Origin of the sequence: Sporichthya brevicatena (assembly GCF_039525035.1) — a bacterium.
In the GTDB taxonomy this organism is placed as follows: Bacteria; Actinomycetota; Actinomycetes; order Sporichthyales; family Sporichthyaceae; genus Sporichthya; species Sporichthya brevicatena.
The window spans coordinates 95,277-111,269 of the sequence record NZ_BAAAHE010000004.1 but is presented as its reverse complement, the minus strand read 5'-3'; the positions used below and the strand labels follow the sequence as shown (position 1 = coordinate 111,269).

General features: G+C 73.2%; 13 protein-coding genes. 1 reads left to right on the top strand and 12 read right to left on the bottom strand.

Annotated elements, in window-relative coordinates; genetic code table 11:
- Nucleotides 1-101: 101 nt before the first annotated feature.
- The 10 genes from ABD401_RS01870 to ABD401_RS01825 form a co-directional block, all read right to left on the bottom strand.
- Nucleotides 102-1,145: a hypothetical protein gene (locus ABD401_RS01870; RefSeq protein ID WP_344600978.1), complete on the bottom strand. Its 1,044-nt coding sequence runs from the start codon at nt 1,143-1,145 to the stop codon at nt 102-104.
- Between the two features lie 70 nt (nt 1,146-1,215).
- Nucleotides 1,216-2,487 carry an adenosylhomocysteinase gene (locus tag ABD401_RS01865; RefSeq protein ID WP_344600976.1) on the bottom strand — a complete coding sequence of 424 codons (1,272 nt, stop codon included), beginning with the start codon at nt 2,485-2,487 and terminating at the stop codon, nt 1,216-1,218.
- Between the two features lie 140 nt (nt 2,488-2,627).
- Nucleotides 2,628-4,094, bottom strand: coding sequence for an adenosylhomocysteinase (gene ahcY / locus ABD401_RS01860; RefSeq protein ID WP_344600974.1), 1,467 nt, complete (start codon nt 4,092-4,094; stop codon nt 2,628-2,630).
- On the bottom strand, nt 4,091-4,441 hold the full coding sequence (locus tag ABD401_RS01855) for a MerR family transcriptional regulator (RefSeq protein ID WP_344600972.1): 351 nt from the start codon (nt 4,439-4,441) through the stop codon (nt 4,091-4,093). Before ABD401_RS01855 ends, ahcY begins: the two co-directional genes overlap by 4 nt.
- Nucleotides 4,442-4,907: 466 nt before the next feature.
- The gene (locus ABD401_RS01850; protein WP_344600969.1) at nt 4,908-6,359 is read right to left on the bottom strand and encodes an ABC transporter substrate-binding protein; all 1,452 of its coding nucleotides are present in this window, start codon (nt 6,357-6,359) and stop codon (nt 4,908-4,910) included.
- Between the two features lie 154 nt (nt 6,360-6,513).
- Nucleotides 6,514-7,473, bottom strand: coding sequence for a cation diffusion facilitator family transporter (locus tag ABD401_RS01845; protein WP_344600967.1), 960 nt, complete (start codon nt 7,471-7,473; stop codon nt 6,514-6,516).
- On the bottom strand, nt 7,470-8,567 hold the full coding sequence (locus ABD401_RS01840) for an SIS domain-containing protein (protein ID WP_344600965.1): 1,098 nt from the start codon (nt 8,565-8,567) through the stop codon (nt 7,470-7,472). Before ABD401_RS01840 ends, ABD401_RS01845 begins: the two co-directional genes overlap by 4 nt.
- A 1-nt stretch (nt 8,568) precedes the next feature.
- On the bottom strand, nt 8,569-8,757 hold the full coding sequence (locus ABD401_RS01835) for a Trm112 family protein (RefSeq protein ID WP_344600963.1): 189 nt from the start codon (nt 8,755-8,757) through the stop codon (nt 8,569-8,571).
- Nucleotides 8,757-10,142, bottom strand: a complete 1,386-nt coding sequence (locus tag ABD401_RS01830) for a phosphomannomutase/phosphoglucomutase (protein ID WP_344600961.1) — start codon at nt 10,140-10,142, stop codon at nt 8,757-8,759. The genes ABD401_RS01835 and ABD401_RS01830 overlap by 1 nt, the downstream gene beginning before the upstream one ends.
- A 65-nt stretch (nt 10,143-10,207) precedes the next feature.
- On the bottom strand, nt 10,208-10,594 hold the full coding sequence (locus tag ABD401_RS01825; protein ID WP_344600959.1) for a DUF3499 domain-containing protein: 387 nt from the start codon (nt 10,592-10,594) through the stop codon (nt 10,208-10,210).
- 17 nt (nt 10,595-10,611) lie between these two features.
- Between ABD401_RS01825 and ABD401_RS01820 the strand changes: the two genes are divergently transcribed.
- Nucleotides 10,612-11,193, top strand: a complete 582-nt coding sequence (locus ABD401_RS01820; RefSeq protein ID WP_344600957.1) for a metallopeptidase family protein — start codon at nt 10,612-10,614, stop codon at nt 11,191-11,193.
- Between the two features lie 70 nt (nt 11,194-11,263).
- On the opposite strand, the gene ABD401_RS01815 is transcribed toward ABD401_RS01820, so the two are convergent.
- Together ABD401_RS01815 and ABD401_RS01810 are read right to left on the bottom strand one after the other, a co-directional pair.
- Nucleotides 11,264-12,787, bottom strand: coding sequence for a DUF5719 family protein (locus ABD401_RS01815; protein WP_344600955.1), 1,524 nt, complete (start codon nt 12,785-12,787; stop codon nt 11,264-11,266).
- On the bottom strand, nt 12,784-15,969 hold the full coding sequence (locus ABD401_RS01810) for a glycosyltransferase family 2 protein (RefSeq protein WP_344600953.1): 3,186 nt from the start codon (nt 15,967-15,969) through the stop codon (nt 12,784-12,786). Before ABD401_RS01810 ends, ABD401_RS01815 begins: the two co-directional genes overlap by 4 nt.
- Between the last annotated feature and the right edge of the window lie 24 nt (nt 15,970-15,993).

Here is a 15,993-nt window from a genome sequence, read left to right as displayed (position 1 = left end):
GGCACGGCAACCAGCACCACCACGGCCACACGGCGCGCCCGCCAGCAGCGCCGACCTGGACCGCCGGGAGACCGCCCCCGGCGGTCCGGTCGTTTAAGGCCCTACTCGCGGACCGGCGGGTGGCCGGCGCGGATGAACTGCGCGTCGCGGAAGACGTCGAGCTTGTGGACGACCCCGCACTGGGTGAAGATCTCGAACTCCGCGCCGGAGCCGTCACGCATCAGCGCGTACCAATCCATCATGCTCGGCGAGATGTTCGGCAGCTGCGGGTTGTAGTCCGGCTCGTGCAGCGAGGTGACGAGCCGTCCGGTCGGCCGCACCGTCGCGGCCTCGAGCACCACGCCGTTGTCGAACTCCAGCCGGTACTCACGCGGGGCCATCGTGGCCTCCTTGTGGTAGTACCCGCCGACCAGGGGCGAGAGCGTCGTCGCGTCGGACCACCAGCCCGCGACCGGCATCGGCGCCGGCTCGGGGAGCTCGTGGCTGCGCAGCGCGATGAACGAGAAGACGCTGTCGTCGGGCAGCACTCCCCCGACCAGGTCCCAGCCGGTGTTCCACATCAGCTGCGTCTTGCGCCGGCCCCACCCGCGGTCGCGCCAGCCGAAGCCGGAGAACGGCTGCGGGGCGCCGTCGGCCTTCCACGTCAGCGTGCCCTCGGCGACGACGACCTGCTCGGTGTGCGCGTAGAACTGGCCGTCCTCCGCGGTGCCCTTGGCGTAGTAGCCCTCGAACATCGTGTCCCAGAGCGGCGCGTAGTGCTTCCCACGGACCGTCAGATCGATCGAGACCTCGTCGAGGTCCGCGACCCAGCGCAGCTCGTGGTCGGAGTCCCAGGACAGGTGACCGATCTCGAGCCGGGACATCGAGTTCCCGATCTGCTTGGCGTTCGCGATCCCGTCCTCGTGGCGGACCTGCATCGTGGAGTGGTAGCCCTGCACGGCGGCCACGTTCACCCGGGTGCTCGGCGACCGGTTCGCGCTCACCGTCATGTGCATCGCGAGGTTCGCGTTCAGCTTCGGGTCGCGCAGCGTGAAGAAGAACGTCTCCTTCCACGGCAGGGCCGGGTCGCCCACCGGCTCGTGCAGCAGCTCGTCCTCCGGCCGCGGTGCCCACTCCGCCGGGATGCTCGCGGGCCATCCACCCATGTCCGGGCTCCAATTTTTGAGACGCTGTATCCCAGTAATGCTAGGCCGCGCGGGCCCGCCGGGTCCAGGGTCAGGAGCCCTGCTCCCAGGAGGAGCGGTAGGCGACCTGCTCCGGGGAGGGCTCGTCGAGCCGCACGCCGAGCGAGGCGAGCTTGAGCGCGGCGACCTCGGAGTCGATGTCGGCGGGTACGACGTGGACACCGGGCTCGAGACCGGCGCCGTCGGCGAGCCAGGCGAGCGTGAGGGCCTGGCCGGCGAAGGACATGTCCATGACGGCGGCCGGGTGACCCTCGGCGGCGGCGAGGTTCACGACCCGGCCGGAGGCGAGCAGCAGCAGTCGTCGGCCGTCGGGCTGGGTGAACTCCTCGACCTGTTCGCGCACCGACCGGCGGGCGGTCGCACCGGCCGCGAGGGCGCGGACGTCGATCTCGACGTCGAAGTGGCCGGCGTTGGCGAGGACGACCCCGTCGCGCATGACCGCGAAGTGCTCGGCGCGCAGAACGTCCCGGTTGCCGGTCGCGGTGACGAAGACGTCGCCCCGCGCCGCGGCCTCGGCCATCGGGACGACGGTGAAGCCCTCCATCGTCGCCTGCAGCGCGGCGTTGGCGTCGATCTCGGTGACGAGCACGTGCGCGCCCATCCCCCGCGCCCGCTCGGCGACACCCTGGCCGCACGGCCCGAAGCCGGCCACGACGAGCGTCCGCCCGGCGAGCAGCAGATTGGTGACGCGCATGATCGCGTCGAGCGTCGACTGCCCGGTGCCGTAGCGGTTGTCGAACATCCGCCGGGTGCCGGTGTCGTTGACGGCCACCATCGGCACGCGCAGCCGGTTGTCGCGGGCCATCTGCCGCAGCCGGATGACGCCGGTCGTCGTGCCCTCGGTCCCGCCGCGCACGGCGGGGATCAGGTCGGTGCGCGCGGTGTGCAGCGTCGTCACGAGGTCGCAGCCGTCGTCGAGGACGAGGTGCGGGCCGCCCGCGGCCGAGCCGGCGTCGAGCGCCGCCGCGATGTGCGCGTAGTAGCCGTCACGGTCGACGCCGCGGCGCGCGAAGACCGCGACCCCCTCGGCGACGAGTGCCGCCGCGGTGTCGTCCTGCGTCGAGAGCGGGTTCGACGCCGCGAGCGAGACCGACGCTCCCCCGGCGCACAGCACCCGCACGAGGTTCGCCGTCTCGGCGGTCACGTGCATGCACGCCGCGACCGCGAGGCCGGCCAGCGGTCGCGTCGCCGCGAACCGCTCCCCGACCTGGGCGAGCACGGGCATCGCCCGCGCCGCCCAGTCGATCCGTTCGGACCCCGAGCCCGCGAGCTCGGGGTCCGCAACGTCGTGACGGGTCGTCATTTATGCCTCGTCACCCGAAAGCGCAGAACAGCACCCCGCCCCTTCTCCCGAAAGTGCAGCACAGCACGCGGTTTTTACGTTCGCGGGTGCCATAGTGCGCTTTCGGGGAGAAGGGCGGCCGGCCACGCCGGGGGCGAGGATCAGTAGCGGTAGTGGTCCGACTTGTACGGGCCCTCGACGTCGACGCCGATGTACTCCGCCTGCTCCTTGGTGAGCTTGGTGAGCTTGACGCCGAGGGCGTCGAGGTGGAGACGGGCGACCTTCTCGTCGAGGTGCTTGGGCAGCGTGTAGACACCCAGCGGGTACTCGGCGGTCTTGGTGAACAGCTCGATCTGGGCGATCACCTGGTTGGTGAACGAGTTCGACATGACGAAGCTCGGGTGGCCGGTGGCACAGCCGAGGTTCATCAGGCGACCCTCGGCGAGCACGATGATCGAGTGCCCGTCGGGGAAGACCCACTCGTCGACCTGGGGCTTGATGTTGATCTTCTGGATGCCCGGGGTCCGCGCGAGGCCGGCCATGTCGATCTCGTTGTCGAAGTGACCGATGTTGGACACGATCGCCTGGTGCTTCATCTTCGCCATGTGCTCGGCGGTGATGATCATGAAGTTGCCGGTGGTCGTGACGAAGATGTCGGCGATGTCGACGACGTCCTCGAGCGTGGTGACCTGGAAGCCGTCCATCGCCGCCTGCAGCGCGCAGATCGGGTCGATCTCGGTGACGATGACGCGGGCGCCCTGGCCGCGCAGCGCGTCCGCGCAACCCTTACCGACGTCGCCGTAGCCGCAGACGACTGCGACCTTGCCACCGATGAGGACGTCGGTCGCGCGGTTCAGACCGTCGATGACCGAGTGGCGGCAGCCGTACTTGTTGTCGAACTTGCTCTTGGTGACCGAGTCGTTGACGTTGATCGCCGGGAACAGCAGGGAGCCGTTCCGGAACATCTCGTACAGGCGGTGGACGCCGGTCGTGGTCTCCTCGGTGACGCCCTTGATCTCACGGCCGATGGTCGTCCAGCGGGTCGAGTCCTCGGCCAGCGAGCGCTGCAGCAGGGCGAGGACGACCTTGAGCTCCTCGTTGTCGGTCGAGTCGACCGACGGCACGGCGCCGGCCTTCTCGTACTCGGTGCCCTTGTGGACGAGCATCGTGGCGTCGCCACCGTCGTCGAGGATCATGTTCGGCCCGGCGAAGCCCGAGGCGGCCGGCCAGCGCAGCGCGGTCTCGGTGCACCACCAGTACTCCTCCAGCGTCTCGCCCTTCCAGGCGAACACCGGGACGCCGCGCGGCTCGTCGACCGTGCCCTCGGGGCCGACGACGACGGCCGCGGCCGCGTGGTCCTGCGTGGAGAAGATGTTGCAGGACACCCAGCGCACGTCGGCGCCGAGCTCGACCAGGGTCTCGATGAGGACCGCGGTCTGAATGGTCATGTGCAGCGAGCCCATGATCCGGGCGCCCGCCAGCGGCTGCGCCGCGGCGAACTCCTTGCGCACCGCCATCAGACCGGGCATCTCGTGCTCGGCGAGGCGGATCTCCTTGCGGCCGAATTCGGCAAGGCCCAGGTCCGCGACCTTGAAGTCGTCGGCGCTCAGGACGGGTCGGGTGCTCATCTGCTCTCCATCAGGGATTGGTGTTTCTCCTGCTCCCAGCGCAACCAGTCCGGCGCCGGCACGTGCTCGGGACGGGTGGGGACCTCCTCCAGCCAGCCCTCGACCGCGGCCCGGACCTCGGGTTCGCGGCGCAGCCGCAGCGCGAGCCCCACGTCCTTCAGGTCCAGGTCGTGCTCGGTGAGGAGCTGCCGCAGGGTCCGCAGCCGTTGCAGCTGCTCGGGACCGTAGACCCGGTGACCACCCGGGCTCCGGTCGGGCTCGACCAGGCCCAGCTGTTCCACGTACCGCAGCATCCGCGCCGACCACCCCGTGGTCTTCGCGGCCTCCGCGATCGGCAGCCCGTCCATCGCCGCGAGACTAGCAGGATCGTGTCAGGTTCCGGGCGACCAATCTCCCGACGAGCCGCTGCAAGGCAGAAATCTCACACAATCGTGTCCGGTTACGTCCCACCCGTTGCGCAAGGGGTGTCACCCCTTGTTCGACGCCGCCCCGCGCCGGGCCCGGAAATGGCGCAGGGCGGTTCGATTCTCGATGCCCCCGTGGGATCACCGTGCGAAACGAACCGCCCTGCAACGTTCCGCCGTGCCGGTCAGGTGGCGAGGGCCGCCCGAGGGCCCGGCGTGTTCACAGGCCCAATTCCCTCACCGCCGCGACCGTCGGCCTGGCGGACTGCCGTCCCCCCGAGGGGTTCTGGCGCAGGCTCCCCCGGTGGCTGCGGACACCAGGTCGGCCTTGCGTGTACGAGGTTAGCCTTACCTAAGTAGGACGCGCAAGCCCTGCCGCGGGTCTTTTTTTGGCGGCTCGGACGAAGCCCTACGGCGCCGGCGTCTCCTCGGTCCCCGCCGCGCCTGGATCGGCGTTCGGGTCCGCGCCCGGATCGGCGTTCGGGTCGGCGTTCGGGTCGGCGTTCGGGTCGGCGTTCGGGTCGGCGTTCGGGTCGGCGTTCGGGTCAGCGTTCGGGTCCGGCTCCGGGGTGGGCGACGCGGACGGGTCGTAGTTGATGTTGAGGTCGCCCGCGGCGTCGGCGGCGCGCTGGGCCTGCTCCTCGGCCACCCGGTCGCGCGCGGCCTTGTCCCCGAGGATCCCGACGATCCGGGGCACCAGCCGGTCGATCGCCCACGGCAGCGAGGTCAGGCTGCTGTAGTACAGGGCCTCGGCCTCGTCCGGCCCGAGCTCGAGGACCTTCTTGTTCCGGACGACCTTCATGTTCTGGTAGGCCGAGGTCCGCTTGATCTTGTCCATGGCCGGGCCGCCGTCGTGGCCGACGATCCAGACCAGGACGTCCACGTTGTCGAGGAACGACAGGTTCCCGACGGTGGACTCGATGCTGTACATCTTCCGCGAGACGCCGGTGTAGCGGGTCGCGGCCTCGATGCGCGCCGGGAACTCCATGCCGAGCGAGGTGAAGAACCGGGACATCGGCGCGTACGGGTTCATGATGCGGATCTGCCCGTCCGGACCCGGAGCGGCGACAGCGACACTCGCGTCCCGCAGCTCGGGGTGGGCGTTCTCGGTGTCGACGAACAGCTGGCGCATCTTGGCCACCTGCTGCTGCGCGTAGTTCGGGCGCCCGACGATCTTGCCGAGCGCCAGGACCTCCTCCTGCCAGGAGGAGAAGTAGTCCTTGCTGTCCGAGGAGACCATCGTGATCGTCGGCGCGATCTCGGAGAGCTTGCGGTAGTCCTCGAGCACGATGCCGGCGAACATCGCGACGATCAGGTCGGGGTTCATCGACTTGATGCGCTCGTAGTCGAAAACCTCCTTGCGCACCGGGGTGTTCGACGCCTGCGCGAAGCCGTTCGCGAGCACCGGCCCGTCGTCAACCTCGGAGAGCTTGCCGGTCTTGGAGTCCCGCGTCGGGGGGTACAGCACGGTGTAGTCACCCTGCTTGGCGCTCTCGGGCACCCACGGGAAGTTCAGCCACGGGTGGGCGGCACCGAAGTAGTTCCGCAGCGTCAGCGGCTTGAGACCGAGGCTGATCATCGAGTCCTGCTCGCGCATGCCGAGGACGACGACGCGCTTCGGCTCGGTCTCGATGACGGTGCCGGCCTGGTTCCAGGTGTGCTTGATCCGGACCGGGAACGCACCGCGCTCGACCGGCGGCAGGCCGTCGGTCGAGACCGGGACGGCCGTCACCGTCGGGGAGGCGGACGCCCCCGGGCTCGCGGAGTCGTCGTCGGAACCGCCGCAGGCGGAGGTCGCCAGCACGGCGGCCGCCGTGAACAGCGCCGCGGTGGCACGGCGGGTGGCGGGACGGACGGTCATGGTGGAGCTCCCCCAGCGCAAGTCGGCGAGCGCGGACAGTCGCGACTCGAACCTCATTGTGATCCTCTTCGGTCCCCGTCGCCGAGTGAACGCGGCGACTGCGACCAGTCCGTGATGCACCGGTCCGGGCGGTAACGGTCCGGCCGCCGGGCGGTCAGTGGCCTGGTGAGGACGCCGCGGAACCCGCCCGGCCGGGGTGGGACGCCGAGTAAATGTCCGGTTCGAGGTAGATGACCCGGGCCGTCGGCTCGGCCGCACGGATCCGCCGTTCGGCGGAATCGATCGCGCGCGCGACGTCGGCCGCGGTGTCCGTCGCGCGGACCGCGATCTTCGCCGCGACCAGCAGCTCCTCCGGACCGAGGTGGAGCGTCTTCATGTGGATGATCCGCTCGACCTCGGGCTCGGCGTTCAGCGCGTCCTCGATCCGCGCCAGCGCCTCCGGCGAGGCCGCCTCCCCGAGCAGCAGCGACTTGGTCTCCACCGCGAGGATCAGCGCGACGACGATGAGCAGCGCACCGATCGACACGGTCCCGATGCCGTCCCAGATGCCGTCGTCGGTCAGCAGCGTCATCCCGACGCCGAACAGGGCGAGCACCAGGCCGACCAGCGCCGCGAGGTCCTCGAGCAGGACGACGGGCAGCTCGGGCGCCTTCGCGTGCCGGACGAACGCGACCCACGACGCGTCGCCGCGGGTGTGGTTGGACTCGGCGATCGCGGTGCGGAACGAGAAGCCCTCCATGCCGATCGCGACGACCAGTACAGCTACCGGCACCCACTGCCAGGAGTCGATCGGGTGCGGGTCCTGGATCTTGTGGATGCCCTCGTAGAGCGCGAACGCGCCACCGACGGTGAACAGCACGATCGAGACCAGGAACGCGTAGACGTACCGCTCGCGGCCGAAGCCGAACGGGTGCTCGGGCGTCGCTTCGCGCTTCGCCCGCTTGCCGCCGAACAGCAGCAGCGCCTGGTTGCCGGAGTCGGCGAGGGAGTGGATCGACTCGGCCAGCATCGACGAGGACTTCGTCAGCAGGAACGCGACGAACTTGGTCGTCGCGATGCCGAGGTTGGCGAGCAACGCCGCCACGATCGCCTTGGTGCCGCCGCCCGCACTCATGAGTCCGCCTCCGCCAGCCGGGCCTTCAACGACTCGATCGCGGCGACCGGGGTCGGGTCGACCCCGCCCAGCAGCGCGAGGTACACCGACGCGAAGTCCACCAGCGCGATCAGGCCGGCCAGGCGCGAGACCGGGTCCGGCCCGCTGCCCCGCAGCAGGACCGCGGGGACGCCCGCCTCGGCGGCCGCGATCTGCGACTGCTCGACGCGGGCCACCGACGCCGGGGGCTCGTCGTCGTCGGCCAGCACGACCAGCCGGAGACCGTCGGCGCGGGCGGTCGGGCCGTCGAACGAGACGATCTGGTTGTGGTGGGCCTCGGAGAGGACGCCCGGCATCGAGGGCTGTTTCGCGTTCTCGGCGATCTGGCAGGCGAACCGGTTCGCCACCGTCGCGCCGACGCCGGGCGGCCCCCACAGCACCGGCAGCCCGCCGGCCAGGTGCAGGGCGAGCTCCTTGGCCCGGTTCGAGCTCGTCTCGATCGCGGGTCCGTTGACCGCGGCGACGGCGTCGAGGACGGTCGCGGCGGCGGCAAGGTCGGCCCGGGCGCCGGGCGTGACCCCGACCGCCTCGCCGACCAGCAGCAGCGGCGTCGCGAGCGACCACAGGGAGGCGCGCGGCTGGCGGCCGCCGGCGTCCACGGCGAGGTGCGGGGCGCCGGCGCCGGCGATCTCCAGCGGCGAGTCGGGCGCGCCGATCGTCACCAGCCGCGTCTTGCGTTCGACGGCCGCGGCGACGGCGGCGAGGGTCTCCTCGGTGGTGCCCGAGCAGGACAGGCCGACGACGAGGTCCTCCGGTCCGACCCAGGCCGGCAGGCCGGGCCCCCGGTGCACGACGAGCGGGATCGGGCACGCGGACCCGGCGGCCGCGACGAGCACGTCACCGGAGGCGGCCGAGCCGCCCATCCCCGCGACCACGAGGGCCCGCGGGCGCGGACCGAGGTCGAGGTCCCCGACCATGGCGAGGCCGTCGCGGATCTGCGCGCCCGCCGACGCGACCGCGCCGAGCATGTCCTGCGGGTCGCCGGCCCGCAGCCGGGCGACGTCGTCGAGGAGAGTGGGGTCCGGCGTCAACGCCGGCAAGGAATCTGAGGCCACGTCAGGAGTTGCCCGGCCGGCGCGCCTCATCGACGAGCAGCACGGGGATGCCGTCCCGGATCGGGTAGGCGAGCCCGCACCCGGCGTCGGTGCAGACGAGTTCGGCCGCGGCCTCGTCGAGGCGCAGTGAGTGCCGGCTCGCCGGGCAGGCCAGCAGCTCGAGCAGAGCCGGGTCCAGGGTGTTCGTCATCAGGTCTCCTCCGCGCGCGAAGGCGCGATCACGGCCAGGACCTCGTCCCGGACCTGAGCCATCCGGTCGGGATCGGCGGCCTCGACGTTCAGGCGCAGCAGCGGCTCGGTGTTCGACGGGCGCACGTTGAACCACGCGCCGTCGCCGAGGTCGACGGTCAGTCCGTCGAGCTCGTCGAGCGCGACGCCGTCGCGGTCCTCCCACTCCTTGCGGATCGTCGCGAGAGCGTGGGCGGTGTCCCGGACGCGGGTGTTCAGCTCCCCCGAGGCGGCGTACCGCGCGTAGGAGCCGACCAGCGTCGAGAGCGTGGTGCCGGCCGGGGCGGCAGCCAGCGCGGCGAGGACGTGCAGGGCGGCGAGCATCCCGGAGTCGGCGAACCAGAACTCGCGGAAGTAGTAGTGCCCCGAGTGCTCCCCGCCGAAGATCGCCCCCTGCTCGGCCATCACGGCCTTGATGAACGAGTGCCCCACCTGGGTGCGGACCGTCGTCCCGCCACGACCGGCGACGAGCTCGGGCAGCGCCTTCGAGGTGATCAGGTTGTGCACGATCGTCGCGCCCGGTTCGCGGGTGAGCTCGCGGTCGGCGATCAGCGCGCAGATCGTCGACGGCGAGACCGGCTCGCCGCGCTCGTCGACGAGGAAGCAGCGGTCGGCGTCCCCGTCGAAGGCGAGGCCGAGGTCGGCGCCGTGGCTGACGACCGCGGCGGACAGGTCGCGCAGGTTCGCCGGCTCGATCGGGTTCGGCTCGTGGTTGGGGAACGTCCCGTCGAGCTCGAAGTAGAGCGGGACGATCGCGATCGGCAGCCCGGCGAAGACCGTCGGCACGACGTGCCCGGCCATCCCGTTGCCGGCGTCGACCACCACGCGCAGGGGCCGGGCCCCCGACAGGTCGACGAGCGTCCGCAGGTGCGCCGCGTAGTCCGGCAGGACGTCGCGGGTCTCGATCGCGCCGGCTGCGCCCGTCGCCGCGGGCAGCCCGTCCTCGGCGAAGCGACGGACGTCGGCGAGACCGGTGTCCCGGCCGACCGGCCGCGCTCCGCTGCGGCAGAGCTTGATGCCGTTGTACCCGGCCGGGTTGTGCGAGGCGGTGAACATCGCGCCCGGGCAGGAGAAGTGCCCGCTGGCGTAGTAGACGGCGTCGGTGCAGGCGAGCCCGATGTCGATCACGTCCCGGCCGCGGGAGGCGACCCCGGCGGCGAACGCGGCGGAGAGCTCCGGCGAGGTCTCCCGCATGTCCCGGCCGATCACGATCGGCCCGCCGTCCATGGCGGTGACCTCGGCGAACGCGGCCCCGAGCGCGGTCGCGACCTCGGCGTCCCACTGCTCGGGGACCAGCCCGCGGATGTCGTAGGCCTTGACGATGGCGGAGAGATCGCGGACCGGCACGCGCCGACCTTACCGACGCCCCGCCCGGGATCCGCGGCGGATCGGTTGTGAGCTCAGTCGACTGCTCAGTCCTCGACGGAGCGGAGCACCCGCAGATGCCCGCGGCGGTTGACCTCGACCATCGAGTCCTCGGCGGCCGGGGTGGGGCGGCCGGCCTCGCGAACGAGGTTCGCGAGGGCTTCGAGGTCGTCGGGGCTGGGGCCGGTGTCGACCTGGTCCGGAGCGAGGCGGACGACCTCCCAGCCGCGCGGCGCGGTGAGGCGTTCCGCGTGCTCGGCGCACAGGTCGTAGCAGTGGGGCTCGGCGTAGGTGGCCAGCGGACCGAGCACCGCCGTCGAGTCGGCGTACACGTAGGTCAGCGTCGCCGTCGCAGGCCGGGTGCACGCATTGCGGGAGCAGCGACGACCTTTCACGAGGCGACGGTAGCGCGCGCAGTTCCGTGCGCCCGGCATTGCCCCGTCACGCGCCCTTGTGTCGCCCGCCCGGCCTACGCTTCGGGCATGCGCAAGCGCCTGCTCCGCCGCTCGGGCGAGTCCCGCCCGGCCGACTCCCCCGGGCCGGACGCCGGCACGGCACCGGACGGCGCGACCCCGGACGCGAGCGCGGCGCCCGCGGTCCGGCGCACCCGCCGGGACCGGCGCGGCCGGGGCCTGCGCGGCGGGGCCTGCGCGGCCCGCTGGCGCCGCCGGACAGCCCGCTGTCGATCACCCGGGCGGAGGCGTTCAACATCCTGGTCGAGGACGCCGTCGACCGGCTCGAGGCCCGCTGGCGCAAGGAGCTCGCGGGCGTCGACTTCGCCGTGGCCCCGGTCCCGGGGCCGGAGGCGATCAGTGGCGTCGGGGTCTCCCCCGGCGGCGTCCCGCTCTCCCGGCTCTACCCGGGCGGCGCCGGCCGCCGCGCGCACATCGTCCTCTACCGGCGGCCGATCGAGGCCCGGGCCAAGGGCCGCGCGGACCTCGCGATCCTCGTCCAGGACCTCGTCACCGAGCAGGTCGCCGACCTGCTCGGCCTCACCCCGGAGCAGATCGACCCGGACTACGGCCTCGACTGACCCCGTCCGTCCGTCTCGTCAACAAAGGGTGACACCCCTTACTGCGCAGTAAGGGGTGTCCACCCTTTTTTCACGGCAGGAGGGCCGTCAGGTCGGGTTCGATGCCCGGGATCGAGACGGTGTAGCGGCCGGGGAGGACGGCGGTGACGGTGAAGTCGGCGCCGCTGCCCCGCAGGACGCGGGCCGCGTGGACGGGGCCCGAGCCCGCGGCCGGGGCGAGCAGGATCGAGTAGGCGCCGGCCTTGCCCTTGGGCGTCGGGTCGACGAGGACGGTGCGGCCGGCGGGGACCCGGATCGTCGTCGTGGTCGCCGCGCCGCTCGCGGGCCGGACGGTCATCACGACCTCGGCGTCCGCGCGGGGGGCGACGAGGATCAGCCGCGTGCTCGTCCCGGACGGACCGGACCCGGCGGGGATCGCGGCCGGGGAGGTCAGCGCCGGCGCGGCCGTGCCGAAGGCGATGTCGGCCGCGCCGCCCTTGGCCGAGCGCGTCTGCCGGACCGCGGCGACCACCGGCCGGTCCGAGGTGACGACGAGCGCCGACGCGGCGGTCTCCGCGACCTGCGCGAGGTCGAACTCGGCGACCCGGCCGGCCTTGACCTCGACCTTGTCGAGCCCGGCGGGGACGAAGGAGTTGTCCGGGGTCAGGGCGCGCACGGTGACGATCGCGTCGTTCTCCCCCGGCACGAGCAGCTGCAGGCTGCGGCCGAGCTTGCCGTCGGGCAGGCCCGGGATCACGACGCTGCGGGACGGGCTCGACGCGGGCGCGATCCAGTCGATGCCCCGCGGCTGCACGCCACGTTCGTCGGCGTCGTGGACGACGGCGGAGACGCGGCCGCTACTGGCGCGCACCTCGATGCCGAGGCGGGCGTGGCCGGCGGTCATGCCCTCGAGCGGGATCGAGACGACGCCGAGGGCCGGGACGTCGATGCCGGTCGAGTTCGGCGGCGCCTCGACCGCGCCGGTCTCGTTCCAGAACCGGAGGTCGACGACGGCCGGCACACCCTCGGGGTTGGTCAGGACGAGTCGGTCCCGACGGCCGGCGGCGGTGGCGGCACCGACGAACCAGGACGTCGGCTGCGCGGTGGTGCACGCGACCGCCTCCAGGCCGCGGGCGGCGCCGGAGCGCCCGCTCGTGACGAGTTCCGCGGCCAACCCGGGGGCGAGCACGCCGGTGCCCCGGGCGAGCAGCGGGGTGCTCAGCTTGCTGACGTCCACCGCGGCACGGCCGGGCGAGGAGATCCGGGCGCGCGGGGAGCCGGAACGGCCCAGGTCCGCGAGCGTCGCGGCCCCGGCGCGAGGAGCCGGGGACGGCGAGGCGGCGTCGGCCGCCTGCGCGGCCGCGATGTCCGCCGCGGACTCCGGCGCGTAGAGGGTCACGGAGCTGCGGGCCGAGGACCCGGTCACGACCGGCGCCGGACAGGCGAGTTCGGCACTGCGGACCTCGTCGACGATCGGCGCGATCGACCCGGCCCCGCTGCCGCCGACGACCTGCACGACGAGGGCGAGGACGGCGAGACCGCCGGCCACGGCGAGCGACGCCCGTGGCCCGACGGGACGGACGCGGGCGGAGGCCCGGCGACGCGACTCGCTCACGTCGCACCTCCCACGCGTTCGGCCGCGGCGTGCCGACGGGCGGTCGGGAGCGGGACGTCCTCCTCGTCCTCCCGCACCCGGGTCCCACCCGGGAGCGCGAGGACGACCATGACGAGGAACAGCGTCGCCTGGGAGAACAGCCAGACCCCGCGCAACGGCGAGTTCCACTCCAGGACGAGCCGGCCGCCCTCGGGCGGGACCGTGAAGGCCTGCGCCCACCCGTTCTGGGTCTGGGACTTCAGCGCCGTGCCGTTGACCGCGGCCTTCCAGTGCGAGCTCGACGGCTCGGCGAGCGCGAGCACCCCGCCGCCCGGCGGGAGCTCGGCGTCCACCCCGACGCGGGTGGAGGGCACGGGCACCCCCGGGCCCCCGTCGGCCGGGTAGAACATCACCCGCGCGACCGGGACCTGGAGGCGCCAGAGACCGTCGCCGCCCTGCGTGCTGACCTGCTCGAGGCCGGGCACAGCGTCGAGGCGCCGCGCGAGGTCGGCCGGGACCGGCGCCTTCACGAGCACGTAGCGGATCGCGAAGCTGCCGAGCCGGCTGACGACCTCGTCACCACGACCGGAGACGAGGTCCCCGACGAGCTGGGCGACGCGGCGCTCGGCCGCGGACGGCGGGGACACGTCGGCCGCGCCGAGGCGCGGACCGGAGTCGCGGACGATCGCGTAGGACAGGGAGCCCTCCGCACGGTGCACCCGCAGGGCGAGGGTGCGGGGGCGGTCGCTGGTCTCCGCCTCGGCGGCGACGAACGCGGGGACGAGCACCGGGGAGCCCCGGCCGATCGGGTCGTCCGCCCCCCGGGCGATCCAGGTCAGCCCGCCGACCGCCGGGGCCCCGACGGCGACGAGCGCGACGAAGCCGGCCAGGGGCTGCGCCAGCCCGAACTCGCGCGCAGCGAGGCGCTCGGCAAGCCCGTGCGCGCCGACGACGGCCGTGATCAGCAGACCGAGGGCGGCCAGCGCGAGGGCCAGGCCCGGCCAGGCCGAGATCTCCGTCCCGCCGGCGGGCGAACTGATCTCCAAGCGGGAGACGACGAGCGCGACGACGTAGCCCAGGCACGCGGCGGCGACGCCGAGCGTCGCGACGATCCGGCGGGTCGAGACCGCGAGCCCGACGAGCCCGGCCACCAGGACGCCGAGGCCGACCCAGTCCGGCAGCGGGTTCGGGCCGCCGGCGTCGAAGAGCAGCAGGCGCCAGGTGTCCTGGGCCTCGCCGGCCAGGTCCGGACCGGGCGCGCCCGGCTCACCGAGGAACCGCGACGGGTGCCGCAGCAGCTGCGCCGACCACGGCAGCAACGCGACCGGCGGAAGCGCGACGACGATGGCGAGGCGGGTGAGCAGGTCGCGGTCCCAGGTCGCGGCCAGCCCGCGGGCGGCACCGGCGACGGCGCCGGCGGCGAGCAGCGCGAGGACCCAGGCGAGCGGGACGAACGCCATCATCACCGTCAGCGTCAGTGCCGCGACCCACGTCGCCCGGACGGTGCCGGCCCGCCCGGGAATGCCGACGGTGCGGACGAACGCGAGGGCGAAGGCCGGCAGCAGCACCACCGCGACGGCGGTGCCGAGCCGGCCGGCCGCGACGGCGCCGGAGAGGACGGGCAGCGTCGCGTACGCGGCGGCGCCCCAGACCCGCAGGGCACGGGAGGTGGGCAGCGCACCCGCGGTCAGGTAGGCGACCGCGCCGGCCATCGGCACGCTGCCGACGAGCAGGACCGTCACCGCGAGGTCGGCGTGCCCGCCGAGCAGCGTCCCGACGAACGCGACCGCCGCCAGGTAGGGCGGCGACGCCTCGGAGCTGCCGACCGAGTCCGGGTGCCAGGACCCGGTGTAGGCCGACCACAGGTCGGAGGCCCCGCCGGGGGCCGGGAGCAGGGCGCCGCCGAAGATCCGGCCGCCGGCGAGCAGTTCGCGCCCGGCGAGCAGGGTGAGCGCGAGCAGGCCGAACACGAGCAGCCAACCGGGGCTGCGCATCACCCGCCGCAGCAGGACGCCGCCGGCGCCGAGGTCGAGGTTCTCCATGTCGTCGGCGCCCGGTCCGGACTCGACGACGCGGTGCCGGCCGATCGCGACGCCCTCGGTGCGGCGGCCGCCGACGAAACTGGTGAGCGCGTCGCGCGCGAGCGCGAACTGATGACCGAAGCGGGGGAACAACCGGCGCAGCGACCCGGGGGCGACGCGGTGGTCGGCGCGGCGCTCGCGGCGCATCTCGAGGATCGCGCGCGGCTGCAGCAGCACGCTGCCGATCGCGAGCACCTCGTCGGCCGCCTGCTGCGGGATCTTGGCGACCAGATAGCCGATCGCGCGCAGCAGACCACCGAGGAACAGCCGCGGGATCGCGAACAGGAACCGCCGGGTCGGCAGGTTCGCGAGCAGGACGCGCATCGCGCCGGCGCGGTCGAGCAGGTGCACCCGGCCGGACCCGATGGCGACCTCGCGCCGGGACTGCGCGGACGCCTCCGCGTGGTAGACGACCGCTTCGGGGACGACCGCGACCCGGTACCCGGCGAGCCAGGTCCGCCAGCAGAAGTCGACGTCGTCGCGCATCAGCGGCAGGTGCTCGTCGAAGCCGCCGAGGTCGTCCCAGACGTCCCGGCGGACGAGCATGCCCGCGCTGGAGACGGCGAGCGTCTCGCGCCGGTTGTCGTGCTGGCCCTGGTCCTGCTCGCCGCGCTCGAGGTGCTCCTCGCGGCGGCCGCCGCCGTCGATGGTGACGCCGACCTCGAGCAGCATCCGGCGCCGGTACCAGCCGCGGACCTTCGTCCCCGCCACCCCGAGACCGGGGTCGGCGTCGACGGCTGCGATCAGGTGGGAGAGCGCGTCGGGCTCGGGCTCCGAGTCGTCGTGCAGGAGCCAGATCCAGCGGCGGACCTCGGGCTCACCCGGCTGGTCGGCCGAGGAGTCAGCCGCCGCTCGGTCCGCGGCGGCCAGCGCCGCCTTCACCGCGGCGCCGTAGCCCGTGTCCCGCGGCAGGGAGATCACCGCGGCGGCCGGGACGTACTGCGCGAGCAGTTCGGTCGTCGAGTCCGTGCTGCCGGTGTCGGCGACGATCAGCCGGTCGCCGGGCCGGGTCTGGTTGAGCAGTGCCGGCAGGACCTGCGGCAGCCAGCGTTCGCCGTCGTGGGTCACCAGGACGACAGTCACGTCGTGCCGGGCGTCGGCCGGCGGTGGCGGGTTGATCATGGCGGAACCGCCACCTTAGGGGAG

Excerpts from the sequence above, each read along its gene's own strand:
- ABD401_RS01855 (WP_344600972.1), bottom strand. The coding sequence starts at position 4,441 with ATGGACGGGCTGCCGATCGCGGAGGCCGCGAAGACCACGGGGTGGTCG.
- ABD401_RS01845 (WP_344600967.1), bottom strand. The coding sequence starts at position 7,473 with ATGAGTGCGGGCGGCGGCACCAAGGCGATCGTGGCGGCGTTGCTCGCC.
- ABD401_RS01865 (WP_344600976.1), bottom strand. The coding sequence starts at position 2,487 with ATGACGACCCGTCACGACGTTGCGGACCCCGAGCTCGCGGGCTCGGGG.
- ABD401_RS01870 (WP_344600978.1), bottom strand. The coding sequence starts at position 1,145 with ATGGGTGGATGGCCCGCGAGCATCCCGGCGGAGTGGGCACCGCGGCCG.
- ABD401_RS01835 (WP_344600963.1), bottom strand. The coding sequence starts at position 8,757 with ATGACGAACACCCTGGACCCGGCTCTGCTCGAGCTGCTGGCCTGCCCG.
- ahcY (WP_344600974.1), bottom strand. The coding sequence starts at position 4,094 with ATGAGCACCCGACCCGTCCTGAGCGCCGACGACTTCAAGGTCGCGGAC.
- ABD401_RS01810 (WP_344600953.1), bottom strand. The coding sequence starts at position 15,969 with ATGATCAACCCGCCACCGCCGGCCGACGCCCGGCACGACGTGACTGTC.
- ABD401_RS01825 (WP_344600959.1), bottom strand. The coding sequence starts at position 10,594 with ATGCCGGGCGCACGGAACTGCGCGCGCTACCGTCGCCTCGTGAAAGGT.
- ABD401_RS01850 (WP_344600969.1), bottom strand. The coding sequence starts at position 6,359 with ATGACCGTCCGTCCCGCCACCCGCCGTGCCACCGCGGCGCTGTTCACG.